The organism is Candidatus Nitrososphaera evergladensis SR1 (genome assembly GCF_000730285.1).
GTDB classification, from domain to species: domain Archaea; phylum Thermoproteota; class Nitrososphaeria; order Nitrososphaerales; family Nitrososphaeraceae; genus Nitrososphaera; species Nitrososphaera evergladensis.
This window is the reverse complement of the sequence record NZ_CP007174.1, coordinates 1,066,059-1,082,966: the sequence shown is the minus strand read 5'-3', so window position 1 is coordinate 1,082,966 and position 16,908 is coordinate 1,066,059. Positions and strand designations below refer to the sequence as shown.

Genomic DNA, 16,908 nt, shown 5'->3' with positions numbered 1-16,908 from the left:
TTTTTATAGGCTAGCTATCGCCATGCGAGCGATTCTTGCCATAATAGTTCTTGCAAGCGCGGGACTGCTTGCCCAGATCGCCGATGGCATATCCGTCCTGATAGTCCAGTACGGCTATCCTGCCGTGTTTGCCGCCGCATTTCTGGAGATGATCTTTCCGCCTATACCAAGCGAAATAGTCTTCCCGCTGGTCGGCTTTACCGCGCAAAGCAACGGCCTCGGCCTTCAAAACGCGCTTGGAATGGCCGCAGTTGGTGCCCTTGGCTCGACTGCAGGCGCAATCATAATCTACCTTGCCGCCATGAAGATAGGCCGCGCCGCCATCCTCCGCTACGGCAGGTACATCCGCATGGGAGAGGATGACCTGAAAAAGGCGGAAGGCTGGTTTGCAAAATACGGCTCCCTGGCAGTGTTTGCCGCAAGGATGGTGCCTGGAATAAGGGAGCTCATATCCATACCTGCCGGAATCGGGGGGATGAAGCTTGCAAGGTACACGGTCTTTACGTTTGCCGGCTCGCTTGTGTGGTCCACTGCCCTGACCCTTGTCGGGTTTTACGTGGGCGCTGCATGGAGCGCAGTGGCAGAGGAGCTGTCGTCGGCGTTTACCGTGATAGGGACGGTAGTACTTGCAGGCCTGGCGGCAACAGTCGTCATATGGTACGCAAGGCGCAAGAACAAAAAGTCTGCTAGGCAGCCTTCATGAGCATACACAGGACGGCCTTTTGCGCGTGCAGGCGGTTTTCCGCCTCGTCCCACACGACAGACTGCGGGCCGTCGATTACGTCAGCCGACACTTCCTGGCCGCGCTTGGCAGGCAGGCAGTGCATGAAAATCGCGTCTTTCTTTGCAAGCCGCATTATCCCGGCGTTTACCTGGTACTCTGGGAGGAACACGGCTTCGCGGGTCGCCCGCTCGCCTTCCTTGCCTATCGAGATGAACGTGTCTGTGACTATGATGTCGGCGTCTTTTGCGGCCGTGGCAGGGTCCGCCGTGATTGTTATCTCGGCGCCGGTTTTCCGGCCCTCAGCTTTTGCTATCTTTATGACATCTTCAAGCGGCTCATAGCCTGCCGGGCACGCGGCCGCCATGCTGATGCCGGTCTTGGCCGCGCCCAGCAAAAGGTCGTTGCAGACATTGTCGCCGTCGCCAAGCCACGCCATGCGCAGCCCTTCCAGTTTTTTCTTGTGCTCTTGAATCGTCAAAAGGTCGGCAAGTATCTGGCACGGATGGAATGCGTCTGAAAGCCCGTTTATGACGGGTATCGACGCAGAGGCGGCAAGTTTCTGCACGTCCGCGTGGTCGTACACGCGAGCCATCAGGCAGTCGACATAGCGAGAGAGCGTCTTTGCGGTGTCCTCTATTGTTTCGCCCCGGGCAAGCTGGATGTCCGTTGAGCCAAGGTATATCGCGCTTCCTCCAAGCTGGTTCATGCCCACCTCAAAGCTGACGCGGGTGCGCGTCGACGGTTTCTGAAATATCATGCCAAGGGTTTTTCCGCGCAAGAGCGGGCGGGCTTTGCCCGTCTTTTGCTCTTTCTTTAGTTTTGCAGCCAATTTCAAAATGGCGTGTATGTCTGCAGCCGTCAAGTCTTGCATTCCCAGCAGGTCACGCTTGTTGTTATTATTATTTGAGGAGGTCTTCAATGTCTTCATCTGTAAGGTATACAACCTCGTCTTTACTGCTGTCCTTATCATCTTTGCGCTTTTTCTTCTTCTCCTCCTTCTCTTTGCGCTTGCGCTCTTCCTCTTCGCGTTTTCTCTGCTGCTCCTCGTCCTTTCTGCGCTGCTCTTCCTCTTTTCTGCGCTGGCGCTCTTCGTCTTCTTCTTTGCGCCGATTCAGATCTTCGACCCTGCGCCGGTTGTCCTCTTCCTCCTCGCGCCTGCGCTTTTCCTCATTGCCGCCATCATCACTACTCTTTTTGCGGCCAAACAGCCCGCCAAAGCGGCTCTTCTTTTCTTCCCTTGCCGGTTCTGGTACATAGGACTGAGGAGGAGATGGCGGCGACGGTGGTGGAGAAGGAGGAGAGCTTGCCTGTACGGGAGAAGGAGAGGGTGGAAGGTCGCGGTCATGGTCATCCTTTGTAATAGGCTCTTCTTCTACTGCACGTGGGGCAAAAATCGGCGATCCACTTGCTACCGCCGCAGTCGCGGGCCGGGGTTCCACCTCTTCTTGCCGCGTCTCTGGCTCGGTGGCTGGCGGCGAAGGCGGAAGCGGCGCAGCAGACATCAGATCCTGCACGCTTACAGCGGCGCTTCCAAATAGCGACGTGATGAACTTGTCAGGGTCAAAAGGTATCATGTCGTCATAGCCCTGCCCAACCCCTACGTATGCAATCGGCTTTGAGGTAAGGTGCGCTATTGAAATCGCCGCGCCCCCCTTGGCGTCGGCGTCTATCTTTGTTAGGATGGCGCCGTCAAAGTTGGCGTACTGGAAGAACTCGCGGGCCTGGTTTATCGTGTCGTTTCCTGCAAGCGAGTCGCCCACAAACAGCTTGATGTCCGGCTTGACCACCCGGACGATCTTGGACATCTCGTCCATGAGGTTCTTCGACGTCTGCATCCTGCCGGCAGTGTCTATCAGGACGGCGTCGATGTAGTGCTTTTTTGCGTAATCAACGGCGTCGCGGCCCACTGCAGACGGGTCAGCGCCGTACCTCTGCGCAATCACTTTCAGGGACAGGCGCTCTGCGTGCTGCGTCAGTTGCTCAATGGCGCCGGCCCTGTGCGTGTCGCCTGCCGCGACCACTACGGAAATGCCGCTCTTGCGGAGGAGGTTTCCCACCTTGGCGACCGTCGTTGTCTTGCCGGTGCCGTTTATGCCAAGAAACACGATGACAAACGGGCCCTGCTTTGCCTCCTTTTTTGCCCTGATTTTTTCGACTATGTCAAGCCTGCCTGCGCGGGCAAATATCCCGGCAACTATTTCCTGCAGTTTTGACTCGATTACCTGGCTTGCATCTTGTCCTTTTTCCAGCTTTAGCCCAAGCAGGTCTTTTTTCAGTCTGGCAGAAAGGTCGTCGACCACCTCCTGCGCGACGTCGCTTTCAAGAAGCTCTATTTGCAGGTCAAGGAGCGTTTCGTCAAGTATCTTTTCGTTTATCTCCTTCTGGCCGATGCTCTTTGCGGCGCCTGATAAAGCCTTCTTGAGCTTGTCAAACATCTCTATCGCACGTTATATTATTAGCCTTGGCGCGACTGGGCGGCCTTGAGCATCATGTTCACCTGCTGCTGGACCTGCTCCATCTGCATGGCGATCTGCTGGCGCTGGGCTTCCAGCTGCCTCATGGCAACCTCGTACTCCTTGATTCGCGCCTCCACGTAGTTGAGCGCGTCGTCCCTGCTCTTTTCAATAGTGACGCCCGATCCAAGGCTCACCAAGAGTTTCTTTGCCGCCGGCACGCTTGTCTTGACGTACACGCCGATGCCTACTGGCATCAACGTCTCGCTTTCTGTCTCTGCGCTGATGCCCTGTATGGTGGCCGACGCGATGCGCGCCTCTTCAAGCATCCTGCCGACAGCCGCCTGGCGGTTCATGACGTCGTTCATGTACGCCTCTAGCACCCTGCCCTGCTGGACCATTTCGTTCAGCTGCTGTTCAAGCATCTGGGCTTGCTCGTGCGAGTGCCCGTGATCGTGGGGGTGGTCATGAGGATGAGAGTGATCGTGATCATGTGAATGAGAGTGTCCGGATGAATCATCGGTATGCATATGTCTCAAACTCACTGCCCCGGCACGATTTTTAAAGCTTTAGATTATCCGATGTCAAAACGCACGATTCTTTCTCTCTAGTTGACAAGCACCTCCCCTTGGGGAGCAATGCCTTTTATGTTACGTGCAATAGTGCACGCATGAATAACAGCACAACCGAACCTGCAAGAGAAATAGAGATTGGAAGTTATGTCGCGCTTACCTTTTGGCGGGCGCCGAAAAAGAACCGCGACGCAGTAGTACAGGTCGGCAGGCAAAACGACCAGATTTGGAGAAAGCATGGGATGCTGCGCTCAGAGACGTTCTTGCTTGGCACCCGCGACGTTCCCACTGGCTGCAAAAGCATTGCCAACATTCTTTCTGCTGCCGATGAAGGCGAGGATCTCTGGGTCCTGCAGCAGTTCTTTAGAGACAGGGATCACGCGGACAAGGTTCTTTCCAACGTGATAAAGGACGAGAGCATCAACAAGGTTGTCAAAGAGTTCTACGGCGAAATCGCGCAAGGGCAGAGCCTCGTTACCGGCGGGTTCAGCCGCATAGTGTGAGAACACAAGGAGAGGCGAGAGTTGCAAATGGCTTCAATAGTTCACTTTGAAATACCTGCCGACAACATAGAGCGCGCAAAGAAATTCTACGACGGCCTGTTTGGATGGAAGGCGGAAAGAACGCAGGGTGCCTCCATGGAAGGCGGCCCTATAGAATACTGGACGTTTAGGACCGGCGATGAAAATGAAGGACAGCAGCCTATAAGCGGAGGCATAATGAACAGGATGTACCCGAAACATTCGATCACGAACTATATCGGCGTCGACTCTGCGATAGAATACTCGAAAAAGGTCGAAAGGCTTGGAGGCAAGGTGATGGTTCCAAAGACAGAAGTCCCCGGCCTAGGCTGGCTTGCAATTTGCATGGACACGGAAAACAACATTTTCGCACTGTGGGAAGCAAAAAGATGATGATGATGATGATGATGCCGCCAGCAGCTGGCAAGATGTAGGTAAAAAGTGCAAGGCAATAACCATGATGACGTTTTTTCTTCTTCTCTAGACCTGCGAGACCTTGAGCATGTCGGCCATCCTGACCGCCATGCCGTACCTGTCTTCCTCGCCCTTCATGTGCCTGTAGATCTTTAGCATGTCCCCTGCGTGCCTCACCATGTTGAACTTGCCCTGTATCTTTAGCTGCACGAACTTGAAGATGAGCGAATACACCTGAAACTTTTTCATTACCGCGTCGCGGTACGCCTGCAGGTCGTCCATGTTCTGTACAAACAGGTCGGCGCACCAAGTCGATGGGATTATGCCCTCGCCAAGGAGCGCAAACACCGTGCCTATGGACTCGCCCACGCCCACGCACTTGCGGCCGTCGGTGAAGGGCTCGCAGTTTGCAGGAGGGCTGATGCGCACCGGCCTTCCCACTTTTTTGATGGTTTCGCATTCGTGTTTTTTCAGAAACTCTTGTACAAGCGGGTTGTGCGCCTTGGCAAAGTCGCCGGCGCCAATATGGGCATAGCCGTTTCCAAGCGGGAAATACCAGAAATAGCCAGTCATCGACGGAAACGCCTTCAGGTAGAAATCGTCAAAGGGCTCGCGTCCCGGCTTGTAGCGCACCTTGTACTGCACGCACGGGATCCACAGCTCGTTTTCAAGGCGCGGCAGATAGTTCCTGTGAAAGCCGGTCGCGTCGATTATGAGGTCGAAATCCGGCTCCAGTTCCTCTTTCCTTGGCGCGCGGCCGAATTTTATTTCAGTCCCCTTTATCATGTCCTGGATCAGTTTTAGTTTGTCATAGCTGACCATCCCTTTCAGCTTTAAATCGACATAGTCGTCAGAATTCAGGTCGACCTTCATGTGCCTGCCCTGATGCAGAACATAGTCGTCAAAGTTGAGGCCGCAGTTTTTCGCAAGGCCGGACATGACGTTTTCGCACGTTGCCCACGCGCACACGGCGTCGTGCTGGTCCTCCGGCATACGCTCAAAGCCCGTCACGCGCACGTCGCGCATGTCAGAAAGCCGGTTCATCAGGTACGCGCCGGCCACGCCGATGCCCACGACTGCGACCTTCATGTTATCTTTACGTGTGCTGGATGGCTAGGGAAGCAATAAAAACATTGGCAGGGCAAAAGACCAAATGGATTATCTAGCGGACCTGCAGCAATAGAGGCGCAGAGATATATTGTCAAAGCCGAAAATCCAGATGCCCGGCGCCGCCCGTGCAGGAATCGCCCTCTTGATAGTAGGCGCGCTGATAGTCGGCCTAGGCACGTACTATGACAGGGGCGCAGTCTCGCTGTACGGGCTTGGCATGGTCGCCGGCGGCTTTGTGCTGTACCTGGGCTCGTCGATAAGGGCAAAGAGAAGGGCCAGATGACAGATGTACTGAAGACTCGTGTGCTCCTTCTTGTGTCAAAGAGCGCCCTTTGCGTGTTTTATCCTGCTGTCAATTTCCTTCAGCATCCAGTCCTGATACGTATCCGCCCTGAAAGGTATGAACACCTCTACACCTTTAACCCCGTCCAGCAATTCGATCCTTTTCAATGCAGGATCAATGTCGAACATGCTCCGGGCGATGAGCTGCCAGGTCACCACGTCCTGCTGGATCACCATCGGAAAGGCCATGACAAAATTCTTCTCCAGCTCTTCGTGAATCTGCCTGCTGGTTTTTTGGCTGTTTTTCCCCTCCAGCCGGATGACCATCCCGAACCTGACATACCCTTGCATCTTTGTCGGATCGGTGTAGATGCGAAAGTCCAGTATCCTGTTCTCCTTCATTTTTAAAAGCCTGCTGCTCACAGTCTTGGAGCTGATTGAGACCCTCTTGGCTATCTCGGATACTCCCATCCTTGGGCTGGCCATCAAGCATTTCAGTATCTTAAAGTCCGTTTCCCGCAGTTCCTGCCTTACCGGAGGGTATTGCCCCACGATGCAGCTTTTGACAATGGCCGGTTTTAGTGCGCCAGCGAGCAGGGAGATTCTTTCCTCTTCCCGCTCCTTTATGGCAACGATGATCAGAGAAATCCCGCCGACGCAGTCCAGCTTGGTCAGCGGCTCCCCCAGCAGCCGGAGGCGGTTCAAGGTTTCTTCCATGGTCTTGCTGTCCCTGATTATCAGGTGGCAGATTTTGTGGTATCCAAAGACCGCGGGGTTTACGGACATTACAAACGCGCTGATGACGCCGGTTGAAACCATCTTGTCGACCCGCGTCTTTGCAGCATTTTTGCTCAATCCGACCGAAGATCCGATGCTCCTGTACGACACCCTGCAGTCCCGGAGCAACATGCGGATTATGTCGATGTCTGTTTTGTCGAATGTGGGAGCTTTTGCCATTGAAATTTGGTACGTAATGGCAATTAATATATCCTGATTTCTGTTTTGGTCAGTTTCACTTGACCCGGATTTATTAATTTTAACGCCATATCCGCCGCATGGCAAACAACAAGGACAACGGGACGACGTACGCAGTCGTCGGAGCGTCAGGCAACACCGGCAGAATAGTTGCCGAACAGCTGCTGGCGTCAGGCAAGAATGTAAGGGCGATTAGCAGGAACGCGGATCATCTCAAGGCTCTGGTTGACAAGGGGGCAGAACCGTTCATAGCCTCGATCGAGGATAAACCCGCGCTAACCAAAGCGTTTACCGGCGCGCGGGCCGTTTATTCGATGATCCCACCCAATATGGCGGCAGTGGATCGGACCTCTTATATTGACAAAGTCGGAGAAGCCCTTGCAGGGGCCATTGCAGAGGCGCACGTTCCATACGTTGTCAACCTGAGCAGCATGGCAGCGAACAAAGACGAACAAGGATTCCAGGGCAGGATGTACGAGCAGGAGCAGCGGTTAAACAGGCTCCCAGATGCCATCAATGTCGTCCACCTGCGCCCACCTATGTTCATGGAAAATTTCCTTGCCTCCATCAATGCCATCAAGAAGGCAGGAGTCATCGCGTATCCCATCAAGCCCGACATTGCCATTCCAATGATTGCGACGCAGGATATCGCGTCAGAGGCGGCAAGGCTGCTGCTTGATTTGAATTTTAGCGGCAAATCCGCGAAAACCTTGCTTGGACAGAGGGACGTTTCCATGGCAGAAGCTGCAAAGATAATCGGCAGGGCGATAAACAAGGACGTGAGGTACGTGCAAGTTCCTTATGATGAACACATAAAAACTCTGGTACAGGCAGGAATACCTCTCGACGTAGCAAGAACGCTGACTGGATTATATCGGCGCATGAATGAAGGGACAGGCATTCCTTTAGAAAAGAGAACGAGCGAAAACACCACCCCGACGTCATTTGAGCAGTTTGCGCAGAAATTCGCGGCTATATACAACAACGGCAGCAGCAATTAAAGATGGTCGTCGTAACAATAAAACGACCACTTCTTTTTATTCCATGTAGACAGCCGGCTTGAACGACCTTGCGAACTTGGCCTTTCCCTTTGGGTCGTATTTTGAATGGTCATCTTCAGAGTAGACGAGCACTTCTGCGCCGTCGAATTCCTTGGCAATCAGCCCAGCAGCGTCCTTGATTGCAGAGGCTTCGTCAAAGTCTGTCAGTGCAGTACGCCTGCTGCGTGCCTCAAGTGGCGTTGAAAGTATGTCGTCCTGCATCTTTTTGACGAGGTTCGGGTCCGACTTTATCCTGGAAGTTTCAGGGTTTGCGATCAGCTGCTTCATCATGTCGCCAAAGTTTGTCCTGCCGGCTGCAATGTTTTCAAGCACGGTCTTGTAGGCATTGTTTTTCCAGCCGGCGCCCGTGTACACTACAATCTTTTTGGGCGCGATTTTTGTCACCTTGACAATGTTGGCAATGTCGGCAATCAGGCTCTGCGCCAGAAATTCAGATTCCTCTGCCAAGATGTCGAGCTTGCTTTCGTCGGTTGACGGCCATCCTGCTGCAGTTATTGTTTCCTTGCTGCCAAGGCGCTCCCACACCTCCTCCGCGGTAAACGGCGCAAAGGGCGCAAGCATCTGCACCTGCGCCTTGACGTACTCTCTTAATGCAGACACGACTGCCGGCGAGTTTTCACGCCCCTTTGCTCGCGCTCGCCTGTCGTACCACTGCAAGTCCTGCTCTAGCGTGTAGAGTATGTGGTGTATCGCTTCTCGTACGCGCAGCCTGTCCATTGACTCGGCCGTCTGCAGAGCAGTGCGTACAAGCCTGCTTGCAAGCCACCTGTCCTCGACTTGCTCGGCCGGCGCCTGCTTGGCGTTTTTCACCTTCTCTGCCATCTCAAAGACGCCTGCAAGCTTGGATTTTATCCCCCTCGCAGTGTCAAAGGAAAAGTCGGCGTCCTGCAGTATCTCTGCAGAGACAAGCATCGCAAGGCGTATGGTGTCAGCCCCGTGCTCCCGTATGGCGGCTCGCAACGGGATGATGTTGCCAAGCGACTTGCTCATCTTTTTTCCTTCCATGAGCACCGAGCCGTTGACGACGATTTGCCGGGGCCAGTTGCTTCTGTCAAAGATGGCCACGTGGTTGAATATGAAAAACGACAGGTGGTTTGGTACGAGGTCACGTCCGGAATGGCGCGAGTCGACAGGATAAAAGTACTGGAATTCTGCGCGTATCTTTTCTATTGCAGGCACTCCTGATTCTTTTGCGACTGCTTTTGCGTCGCCCTGCCCAAAGAGCACATAGTCAAAGAAAGAGTCAGAGATTGTTTCAGTATCTGGTATCGTCTTGTCGTTGACGTACTTGGCAATCGTGTAATAGGCCATGTAGATCACAGAGTCAGACAGGCTTTCAATTATCCACTCTGGATCCCACGGAAGTTTCGTGCCAAGGCCCGACTTTCTTGCGCACGCCCTTTCGCGCAGCCAGTCGACGACATAGTCAAATTCCTGCCGTATGTCTGCAGGAACAATGTCCATCTTCTGGATGCACTCGTGCGCAAGGGCCTTCCACTCCTTGTCTGCGTAATTGAGAAACCACTGGTCGTTTAGCAGCTTGACGACGCATTCAGTGCCGCACCTGCATATCACGGGCTTGTTTGTGAGCTCGTACATTACGGATGTCAGGCCGGAAGAAGCAATCTCGGCCTTTAGCTCCTCCTTTGCCGCTGACACCGGCTTGCCGGCGTACTTGCCGGTGTTTTGCATCATCCTGCCCTTGTAGAACTCGTGTGAGTAAAGGTCGCTTGTCGCCTTTTCTAGTCTGTCACTGCTGTTTGCCGGGACATTGGCTATCGCTTCGGCTGCTGGAATTCCAGAGTAGCCCTCTGACTCGATTATCTTTACCGGCTCGGCGACTGTAGCGATGTCGTATTTTTGCCGCATCGCCGCATCGTTTTTCAGGTCTGCAAGGGCTTGGTAGTCGTACGGCGCGTGTGCCGGAACTGACATCACTATCCCTGTCCCGCTGTCAGCTTCCACAAACGACGCAGGGTACATTGGCACCTTGGCGCCGTTGAGCGGGTTTGTCAGCTGCCAGCCGACCATCTCGCTTCCCTTGATCGTCTTGATTATCTCTATGGCGTGGTTGAGAAATTCCAGCTTGCGTGCAGCCTCCTTGCTTACTATCCAGCGCTCGCCATCAACCCTTGCTTCCACATATTCAACCTCTGGGTCGACCCACATGTTGGTGACGCCAAATAATGTCTCTGGCCGAAGCGTTGCGGCAGGCACGACAAGTCCATCATTTTGCGCGACAAATTTTACCAAGACATATTCCGTGAAATCCGGCTCGACGTCGCCCATCGTGTCGTGCTGGCTCACAGGGTTCTGGTCGTTGGGGCACCAGCCCACCGGGTGCGATCCCTGCACTATCAGCCCTTTCTTTTGAAGCGTCCGAAATTGCCACGAGATAAACTTGGAATATATCCTGTCGATGGTGGTAAATTCCCGGCGCCAGTCCATCGAGTAGCCCATCTCCTTCATGCCCTGCTTGATCTCGTTGTGGAAGTAGCTTGCTATCTTTACGGGCTCGACAAACGTGGCGATGACATCGTCGGTTAGTTTGTAGATGTTGTGGAAGGTGTCAAGAAGGTCCTTGTCGCCTGCCGCTACCCTGCGCGACATGCCAAGGATTGGGGTCCCAGTGTAGTGAAAGCCCATTGGAAAGAGCACGTTGTAGCCTTTCATGCGCATGTACCGGGCGTGCGCGTCGGCAAGCGTGTACGTGCGGCCGTGCCCAATGTGCTGGGGCGAGTTGGGGTAAGGGTAGGCAACGGTGACAAAGTATTTTTTTCTAGAAGGCTCGGGGTCGGCCTGGAAGAGTTTTTGCTCGTCCCATCTTTTGATCCATTTTTCCTCTATTTCCCGCCAGTCAATGTTATTGCTACTCATTGGGACATCATCACGACGCCTTTTTTGCTGCCGCCGCTGCTATCATCTCTTCTGCGGAAAGGAGGGCTTCATTGATCTTTTCCTTCAGCCGGCCGCCTCCCTGGCCAAAGCGGTCGTCGCCGCCTCCAGAGCCTCCAAGCTTGGCCGACACCTGCTTGGCTATTCCGCCTGCCTTTGCGCACTTTCTTGCCTTTTCTCCTGCAAACACGATTACCCTCATCCCGGCGCCCTTTGCAACCAGCGCCACGTACACAAGCGACGGGTCAAATTCTATTGCCTTCTCTCCCACCGCGATGTGATAATCCTCGTCAAGCTCCTCGTCGTACACGCTGTACAGCTTGACATCACCGCCTCCTAGGTTTTTCGCGTTCTCTGAAACGCTCCTTGCCATGGTCTCTGCAACCGTGCGAAGCATTATGCGCAGCTTTTTCTTTGCCGACTCGGCGTCGTCCATCGCCTTTGCAAACGATTCAAGCACCTTTTCCCTGCTTGAGCCAAGCGCCTGCGCTATGGTCGACAGCTGGGCGTCCTGGTTCTGCATGTAGTTGACAGCAGCCTCGCCTGCCACGAATTCCAGCCGCACGACGCCGTCTTGGATTCTTTCAGATTTTACGATCTTTATCATCCCTATTTCGCCCGTGCGCCTCACGTGCGTCCCGCCGCACGCCTCGATGTCCCAGTTGTCGATGTTGACGATGCGCACGTTGCTTGACGGCACCACTCCTCCCTGGTAGATACGAAAACTGTATTTCTGCTCGGCGTCTCCTCGGTCATAGAACTTGATGTCCACCGGCAGGTTCTTGCGCACTGCAATGTTTGCAGTCTGCTCTATCTTTTGCACTTCCTCCTTTGACAGCGCCGAGTGGTGCGTGATGTCGAGCCTGCCATAGTTCTCCTCCTTGAAAGCAGAATTCTGCCACACCCACGAGCCGAGGTTGTTCCTTGCAGACGAGTTTATGACGTGCGTCGCGGTGTGGTGTTTTGTCACCATGTCGCGCCTGCGCCCGTTCACGATGCCTTTTACGGCCTGTCCTTCCTGCAGCTTGCCACCATCCTCTATCCTGTGGACCACAATGTCTGCCTGCTTGGTCACTTCGACAACCTTGGCGCCAGAGATCTCGCCGGTGTCCGGCTCTTGGCCGCCTCCGCGTGGGTAAAACGCAGTCCTGTCCAGGACAACGAATTTGTTGTCGACTATTTTGAGCACCTTGGCGTCAAACTCGCGTATAGACTCGTCCTTGTAGTAGAGAAGCTCCGTGGCCGGCAGCCCTTCGAGGCCGCGTACAGGCTTGGCCTTTTCCGCCCCGCCACCGGCGACGCTTGTGTGCAGCTCCGCAAGTTTCGTGTAGAACGTGGACGGCACGCTTGGGATGACTCCCTGCTCTACAAGGTAGTCCGGAGTTATGCCGTCTGACTCGTACAGCCTGATAAGGTCAGAGACTGCAAGCTCGCCGGACTTTTTGGCCTTTAGCGATGACACGATGCCGTTCATGCGCTCCCGCGAGCCAGAGTAGCGGCCAGATTCCAGCCCGAGTATGGTGCGCACGTCCTGCCTGTGCTCCTCAAGCTCGGGATACATCTGCCGCAAATAGTCTATCTGCATGTCGGCGACATCCTCAAGCTTGACGCCTTGCCAGTTGAGCCTCTCAAGGATTGACAGCGCCCTTCTCAGGATAACGCGCAGGTTGTAGCCTCCGCCCACGTTTGACGGGAGCGCGCCGTCGGATATCGCAAAGAGCAGCGTGCGCACATGGTCTGCAACCGTGTACACGGCCTCGTGCGGCGCGACCATCTTGGCAAGCTGGTCGTATGACAGGCCCATTTCGCGGGCAAGGATTGCTTTTAGCTCCCTGACGTTTCCCTCCGTCGTTTCAAGCTTTGATGCGACTGCGCCAAAGTACCTCGACAGGAATTCCGAATCGCGGTCTGTGCCTGTCATGTCCAGCATTTTTTCAACGACTGGCCCAAAGCAGCAGTCGTAGCTTGTGGGCGTTCCCATGGTCACCCACGAAAAGCGCTCAAGGCCGGCACCCATGTCTATTATCTTGTTTTTCATGACGCGATAGTTGTTCTCGTCGCCCTCAAACTCGGTAAAGACGGCGTTGCCAAGCTCGAGGCCGCGGACAAAGTATTCAAGCGAGTAGCCAAAAGCGCCGGCCCCCATCCACACGTCCTCGACAAACGTTATCTCTTCCGGCTTGATCCCAAGGCCCTGCGTGAGCATCCCATAGTCAAGCTCGATGCAGCGGTCCTTCCAGTAGCCGCCGGGCGCATCTGCGTTGCAGGTCTGGCCTATCATGCAAAAGCCCGTGTAATGGCGGCCTGAAAGCCCGACGTTTTCAATGTCGTTAAAGCGAAGGCACATCTGCGGCACCACAAGCGGGTTTGCCGGCAGCTCAAACACAACCTGGTTGTTCATGACGCGCTGAAAATCAACGATTGAAGCTATCGTAAAGTAAAGGTCGTCGCGCCACCTGCACACGACAGGGTAGCGCCTCACTATCTCGTGGCCGTTTTTTGAAAAGAACTTCTCTGTCTCTTTCCAGGCGTTGACATAGTCGAGGCGCTTGGTGGTCGGTGGCCTGCCGATAAAGCCGTAATTTTCGTGGTCCGGGCACGACTGCCTGTCTATCAGCGTCCAAAAGTGCTTGCCGCAGAGGTTGCACTGCCTGCGCTGGAACCCTATCTTGTCAAACAGCGCGACCTTGTAGTAGCGGTCCGGGTTTTGCGAAAACATTGCGGCGAGTTCTTTTTTGCCCAAGTGTGCATTCTCTCTCGTTTGTATGTGCTCTTTGTGTTATCGCTGGCAATGCGGTATTAATGCTTTCGTTGGAAACAAGAATACTGTTGCACAAAGTTCAAAATTGGATTGCCATAGACTGTTGTTGGGATGGCCAGAAAGCTCCCGGTGGTTGCAGGCATTGCGGCTGCCGCCGCAGCAGGCTTGATGATTTTCATTTTCCTTGGGCCGTGGAGCATCTATGTATGGACTGCGATCAGGGGAGTTCCCGACTCTCCTCTCATGTACATGACTGTTGACGGAAAAAGACATCCTGCAGACGACAACTATTACTGCGGCAGGGGATGCGAGTTTTCCATCTATGCGAGGACCCTGTCCCTGCAGCCTATCGAGATGCCCCGCGGATCGGAGGCAGATTTTAGCCTAGACAACAGGGCGATCTCTTTGCGCTACCACCTGCTCAAATACGACGACCAGCAGCTTGAAGACTCGAACCAGCCGCTTCACTTTGAGGAAAACGGAAAACTCGTGGTTGACTGGCCTTCAGGCGATTATGTCATCAGCGTGATCGCGGGGTGGGATTCTATCGATGAAAATCAGGCACATTCCCTGCACAGGTTCAGAATAACCGTGCCCTGACAGAAAATGAAAAAAGAGGCGCTCACGCTTTTGCAAGCGTGCTTTCGATGAACTTTAGGTAGGACTCTTTGGGCATCGCGCCAATGGTCCGGCCAACCTCCTTGCCGCCCTTGAAGATGATGAGCGACGGAATTGACTGGACGCCGTACTTCATGGCTATCTCTTGGTTTTCGTCCACGTTCAGTTTGGCGACTTTGACCTTGCCGGCCATCACCTTGGCTATCTGCTCCACTGCAGGGCCGACCATCCTGCACGGTCCGCACCATTCTGCCCAAAAGTCAACGAAGACTGGAAGGTCGGACTTGATCACTTCTGAATCCCATGTCTTTGTGTTGACGTGCAAGACGCTGTTGTTTGTGGTTTCCATGCCCTTCCTTGGACAAGACAGTATTTTAACGATATTAGATAAGATACGCTAGCTAGCCCCGTCCGCCAAGGCCAATCGTGATAAACTCGGACACCAGTTTTATTATAAAGGCGATGCCGCCCACCGCCCCAAGGCCAAGGCCCACCAGGCGCAGGTGCTGGGTATAGTCTTGCCTGCTGGTTTTCTTGGCCAGCCGGAGGGTCTGAATTATCTCCCCTATCTTGCGCTCGACCACGGACATATCTTTTGTTCTTGCAAACTTGGCTTTATGCGCTATATAAAACATCGGTTCTAGCGTTTTTTGCGGGCTGTCGGCGGCGTAACAGGCCCAAGCTGCTAGTGACACGCCTTTTTGTGCTCGCGCAGGATAAACAGGATAAGCTGCGCACGGTCGGCCTCGCCAGCGGCTTTTGCCTTTTCTGCTTCTGTACTGAGCGCGTCGCACAGTTCGCACGGTACAGAGTGCGACATTTTTTGCTGGTGTGAGCTTGAATCAGAGAATTCCGTCATTTTTCTCTTTTCCTTCTAATTTTTTCTCTTTGGACCATTGCGGCGACGCTTTTGCGCACTTGTACCCTTTGGGAGTTTGTAACTTTATTATATTAAAGTTTGCTGTATATAGCTATCGAAAATTCATTTTATTACATGGACGGTGCATCTACATGATGGCGACGCATTCGGCGGCGAAGTGGAAGCTTGTGTACATGCTTGCCCAGACGTATGCGCTGGACATGCTTGAAGCAGTAAGCAAAAAGCCGATGCGGTTTACCGACCTTGAAAGCCACAGCCCAAACGAAAGGACCAGGTCCCAGCGGCTCAAGGACCTCGAAGACGCTGGCCTGATAACGACCATAAGCCTAAAGATAAACAAGCGCTACTTTGTCCACTATACTGCCACAAACAAGGGCAGGCAGGTGCTGCAAAAGGCAAGGGAGCTTGCAGATATGGCCTAAGCAGCTAGCGGGATATCCCCGCTGCTGTAGCAGTAGCCTGCGTGGTGTAGAGCGGCTCCTTCTCGGTGCGCTGCATCTCTACAAAAGTTTCGGTGTTCTGTATGCCCTCTATCTTGCCTATGCGCTCGATGACCACGTTGTGCAGCTCTTCAAGCGTGTGCGCGCTGACGGTCACTATCATGTCAAACCTGCCGGTCACCTCAGACACCGACCTTACCTCCGGGATCTTTAGCAATTCGCCGTGGATGGGCTCTTTCAGCTTGGGGTCGCGGTTTATGCCTACGGTCGCCTTGACGTTTATGCCAAGCATGCTTTCGTTCACTACGACCGTGAATTTCTTGACAAGGCTGCGCTTGGACAGGCGCTTTATCCTGCTGTACAGGACTGATGCGTTTATGTTCAGCTTTTTGGAAAGGCGCGGGACTGAGATGCTTGCGTCCCTTGTGAGTTCGGACAAAATCCTCATGTCAAGCTCATCAAACTTGTGCAAACTCTCTCTACCGCCATAACCTTTGGCGCCTGTGTTAATAAATGTAATTCTCTTCCGATTACGGCGCCAAAACATGATTACTTTGTCGCGCAGTTTTAGATTTCTGAAAAAACTCGTGCTGCCGAGGCCAACTTTGAGTTTTCCAAAAAATAAGGAGGGGCCTCACTGGATCTTGTAACTCATGAGCTCCCTGTACGTAACCCCTAGCCACACTTCGGCGCCATTGAACCCTTCCACGAGCGTCTTTGGCAGCTTGTATTCCCTGCCGGACCCCTTGTAGATGGTCACGGTGTCTGCGTCGTCTGCAATTATCGTTCCTACGTCTACGCCGTCATGGGAGCGTACGTTTTTGTGCATGACCCTTTCCCAGTTGAGTATTGCTGGTTCAGACATGCCTGATCGATTCTTATATACTCTTAACAGATATTTAAGAATAGATCATTGTTGCGGATATAAAGATCTAATTCTTGTATGATTATACTCTGACAGCATAATAACTATATACTTAAACAGACAGGCAGAGATGGGATACCGCGCCTTGAACGTCATGGATGTCTATGCAGCGTACGCAACGTTTGGGATAGCAATGCCACTTGTCCTGTGGTTTGTCTGCACGCACTGGAAGGAGCTGAACGGGTTGTCGCTTCTTGGAGCAAGAAAAAAGGCGCTTGCGTAATAAGAAGAAAGAAAGAGAGGGAGAAGAACAGCAAGTATTATATAATTTACAAGG

20 protein-coding genes are annotated in these 16,908 nt (G+C 53.6%); 8 read left to right on the top strand and 12 right to left on the bottom strand.

The features are described from left to right. Window positions 1-22 precede the first annotated feature (22 nt). Window positions 23-703, top strand: coding sequence for a DedA family protein (locus NTE_RS05715; protein WP_148700148.1), 681 nt, complete (start codon window positions 23-25; stop codon window positions 701-703). Here the strand turns inward: NTE_RS05715 and argF are convergent. Genes argF through pfdA form a run of 3 tightly spaced genes read right to left on the bottom strand, consistent with a single transcriptional unit; the run spans window position 687 to window position 3,707 of the window. Beyond that, complete coding sequence (argF, locus tag NTE_RS05710) at window positions 687-1,652, bottom strand: ornithine carbamoyltransferase (protein WP_148700147.1); 966 nt, start codon at window positions 1,650-1,652, stop codon at window positions 687-689. The two genes, NTE_RS05715 and argF, sit on opposite strands and share 17 nt — an antisense overlap. Further along, window positions 1,624-3,159, bottom strand: a complete 1,536-nt coding sequence (gene ftsY / locus NTE_RS05705; protein WP_148700146.1) for a signal recognition particle-docking protein FtsY — start codon at window positions 3,157-3,159, stop codon at window positions 1,624-1,626. The genes argF and ftsY overlap by 29 nt, the downstream gene beginning before the upstream one ends. 20 nt (window positions 3,160-3,179) lie before the next feature. Continuing rightward, window positions 3,180-3,707 (bottom strand): prefoldin subunit alpha, encoded by a 528-nt coding sequence (gene pfdA / locus NTE_RS05700; RefSeq protein ID WP_148700145.1) that lies wholly within the window; start codon window positions 3,705-3,707, stop codon window positions 3,180-3,182. A 140-nt stretch (window positions 3,708-3,847) separates the two neighbouring features. Between pfdA and NTE_RS05695 the strand changes: the two genes are divergently transcribed. Continuing rightward, on the top strand, window positions 3,848-4,252 hold the full coding sequence (locus NTE_RS05695) for a DUF1428 family protein (protein WP_148700144.1): 405 nt from the start codon (window positions 3,848-3,850) through the stop codon (window positions 4,250-4,252). 27 nt (window positions 4,253-4,279) lie between these two features. Next, window positions 4,280-4,663 (top strand): VOC family protein, encoded by a 384-nt coding sequence (locus NTE_RS05690; protein ID WP_148700143.1) that lies wholly within the window; start codon window positions 4,280-4,282, stop codon window positions 4,661-4,663. 87 nt (window positions 4,664-4,750) lie between these two features. Here the strand turns inward: NTE_RS05690 and NTE_RS05685 are convergent, their stop codons facing one another. Further along, complete coding sequence (locus tag NTE_RS05685) at window positions 4,751-5,773, bottom strand: NAD(P)/FAD-dependent oxidoreductase (protein ID WP_148700142.1); 1,023 nt, start codon at window positions 5,771-5,773, stop codon at window positions 4,751-4,753. A 109-nt stretch (window positions 5,774-5,882) separates the two neighbouring features. Here NTE_RS05685 and NTE_RS05680 point away from each other — a divergent pair, with 109 nt between their 5' ends. Then, window positions 5,883-6,077 (top strand): hypothetical protein, encoded by a 195-nt coding sequence (locus NTE_RS05680; protein ID WP_148700141.1) that lies wholly within the window; start codon window positions 5,883-5,885, stop codon window positions 6,075-6,077. 35 nt (window positions 6,078-6,112) lie between these two features. Here NTE_RS05680 and NTE_RS05675 read toward each other — a convergent pair whose 3' ends face one another. Then, window positions 6,113-7,033 carry an Lrp/AsnC family transcriptional regulator gene (locus NTE_RS05675; RefSeq protein WP_148700140.1) on the bottom strand — a complete coding sequence of 307 codons (921 nt, stop codon included), beginning with the start codon at window positions 7,031-7,033 and terminating at the stop codon, window positions 6,113-6,115. Window positions 7,034-7,131: 98 nt separating this feature from the next. Between NTE_RS05675 and NTE_RS05670 the strand changes: the two genes are divergently transcribed. Continuing rightward, window positions 7,132-8,052 (top strand): NmrA family NAD(P)-binding protein, encoded by a 921-nt coding sequence (locus tag NTE_RS05670; protein WP_148700139.1) that lies wholly within the window; start codon window positions 7,132-7,134, stop codon window positions 8,050-8,052. Window positions 8,053-8,088: 36 nt separating this feature from the next. Here the strand turns inward: NTE_RS05670 and leuS are convergent, their stop codons facing one another. Then, on the bottom strand, window positions 8,089-10,989 hold the full coding sequence (gene leuS, locus NTE_RS05665; protein ID WP_148700138.1) for a leucine--tRNA ligase: 2,901 nt from the start codon (window positions 10,987-10,989) through the stop codon (window positions 8,089-8,091). 10 nt (window positions 10,990-10,999) lie between these two features. After that, window positions 11,000-13,750, bottom strand: a complete 2,751-nt coding sequence (alaS, locus tag NTE_RS05660; RefSeq protein ID WP_148700137.1) for an alanine--tRNA ligase — start codon at window positions 13,748-13,750, stop codon at window positions 11,000-11,002. Window positions 13,751-13,879: 129 nt separating this feature from the next. Here alaS and NTE_RS05655 point away from each other — a divergent pair, with 129 nt between their 5' ends. Next, on the top strand, window positions 13,880-14,368 hold the full coding sequence (locus tag NTE_RS05655) for a hypothetical protein (RefSeq protein WP_148700136.1): 489 nt from the start codon (window positions 13,880-13,882) through the stop codon (window positions 14,366-14,368). A 22-nt stretch (window positions 14,369-14,390) separates the two neighbouring features. Here the strand turns inward: NTE_RS05655 and trxA are convergent, their stop codons facing one another. From trxA to NTE_RS16430, 3 genes are all read right to left on the bottom strand, one after another. Further along, window positions 14,391-14,735, bottom strand: a complete 345-nt coding sequence (gene trxA, locus NTE_RS05650; protein ID WP_148700135.1) for a thioredoxin — start codon at window positions 14,733-14,735, stop codon at window positions 14,391-14,393. Window positions 14,736-14,787: 52 nt separating this feature from the next. Continuing rightward, window positions 14,788-14,976: a protein translocase SEC61 complex subunit gamma gene (locus NTE_RS05645; RefSeq protein ID WP_148700134.1), complete on the bottom strand. Its 189-nt coding sequence runs from the start codon at window positions 14,974-14,976 to the stop codon at window positions 14,788-14,790. 95 nt (window positions 14,977-15,071) lie between these two features. Continuing rightward, a complete protein-coding gene (locus NTE_RS16430) occupies window positions 15,072-15,245 on the bottom strand; it encodes a hypothetical protein (RefSeq protein WP_158385157.1) in 174 nt (57 codons plus the stop codon). Between the two features lie 152 nt (window positions 15,246-15,397). On the opposite strand from NTE_RS16430, the gene NTE_RS05640 reads away from it, so the two are divergent. Further along, window positions 15,398-15,688, top strand: a complete 291-nt coding sequence (locus NTE_RS05640) for a winged helix-turn-helix transcriptional regulator (protein ID WP_148700133.1) — start codon at window positions 15,398-15,400, stop codon at window positions 15,686-15,688. 4 nt (window positions 15,689-15,692) lie between these two features. Here the strand turns inward: NTE_RS05640 and NTE_RS05635 are convergent, their stop codons facing one another. Both NTE_RS05635 and NTE_RS05630 read right to left on the bottom strand, forming a co-directional pair. After that, window positions 15,693-16,154 carry an Lrp/AsnC family transcriptional regulator gene (locus NTE_RS05635; RefSeq protein ID WP_193354098.1) on the bottom strand — a complete coding sequence of 154 codons (462 nt, stop codon included), beginning with the start codon at window positions 16,152-16,154 and terminating at the stop codon, window positions 15,693-15,695. 186 nt (window positions 16,155-16,340) lie between these two features. Next, a complete protein-coding gene (locus NTE_RS05630; protein ID WP_148700131.1) occupies window positions 16,341-16,571 on the bottom strand; it encodes a hypothetical protein in 231 nt (76 codons plus the stop codon). A gap of 130 nt (window positions 16,572-16,701) precedes the next feature. On the opposite strand from NTE_RS05630, the gene NTE_RS16425 reads away from it, so the two are divergent. Then, window positions 16,702-16,854: a hypothetical protein gene (locus NTE_RS16425; RefSeq protein WP_158385155.1), complete on the top strand. Its 153-nt coding sequence runs from the start codon at window positions 16,702-16,704 to the stop codon at window positions 16,852-16,854. The last annotated feature ends 54 nt before the right edge of the window (window positions 16,855-16,908 follow it).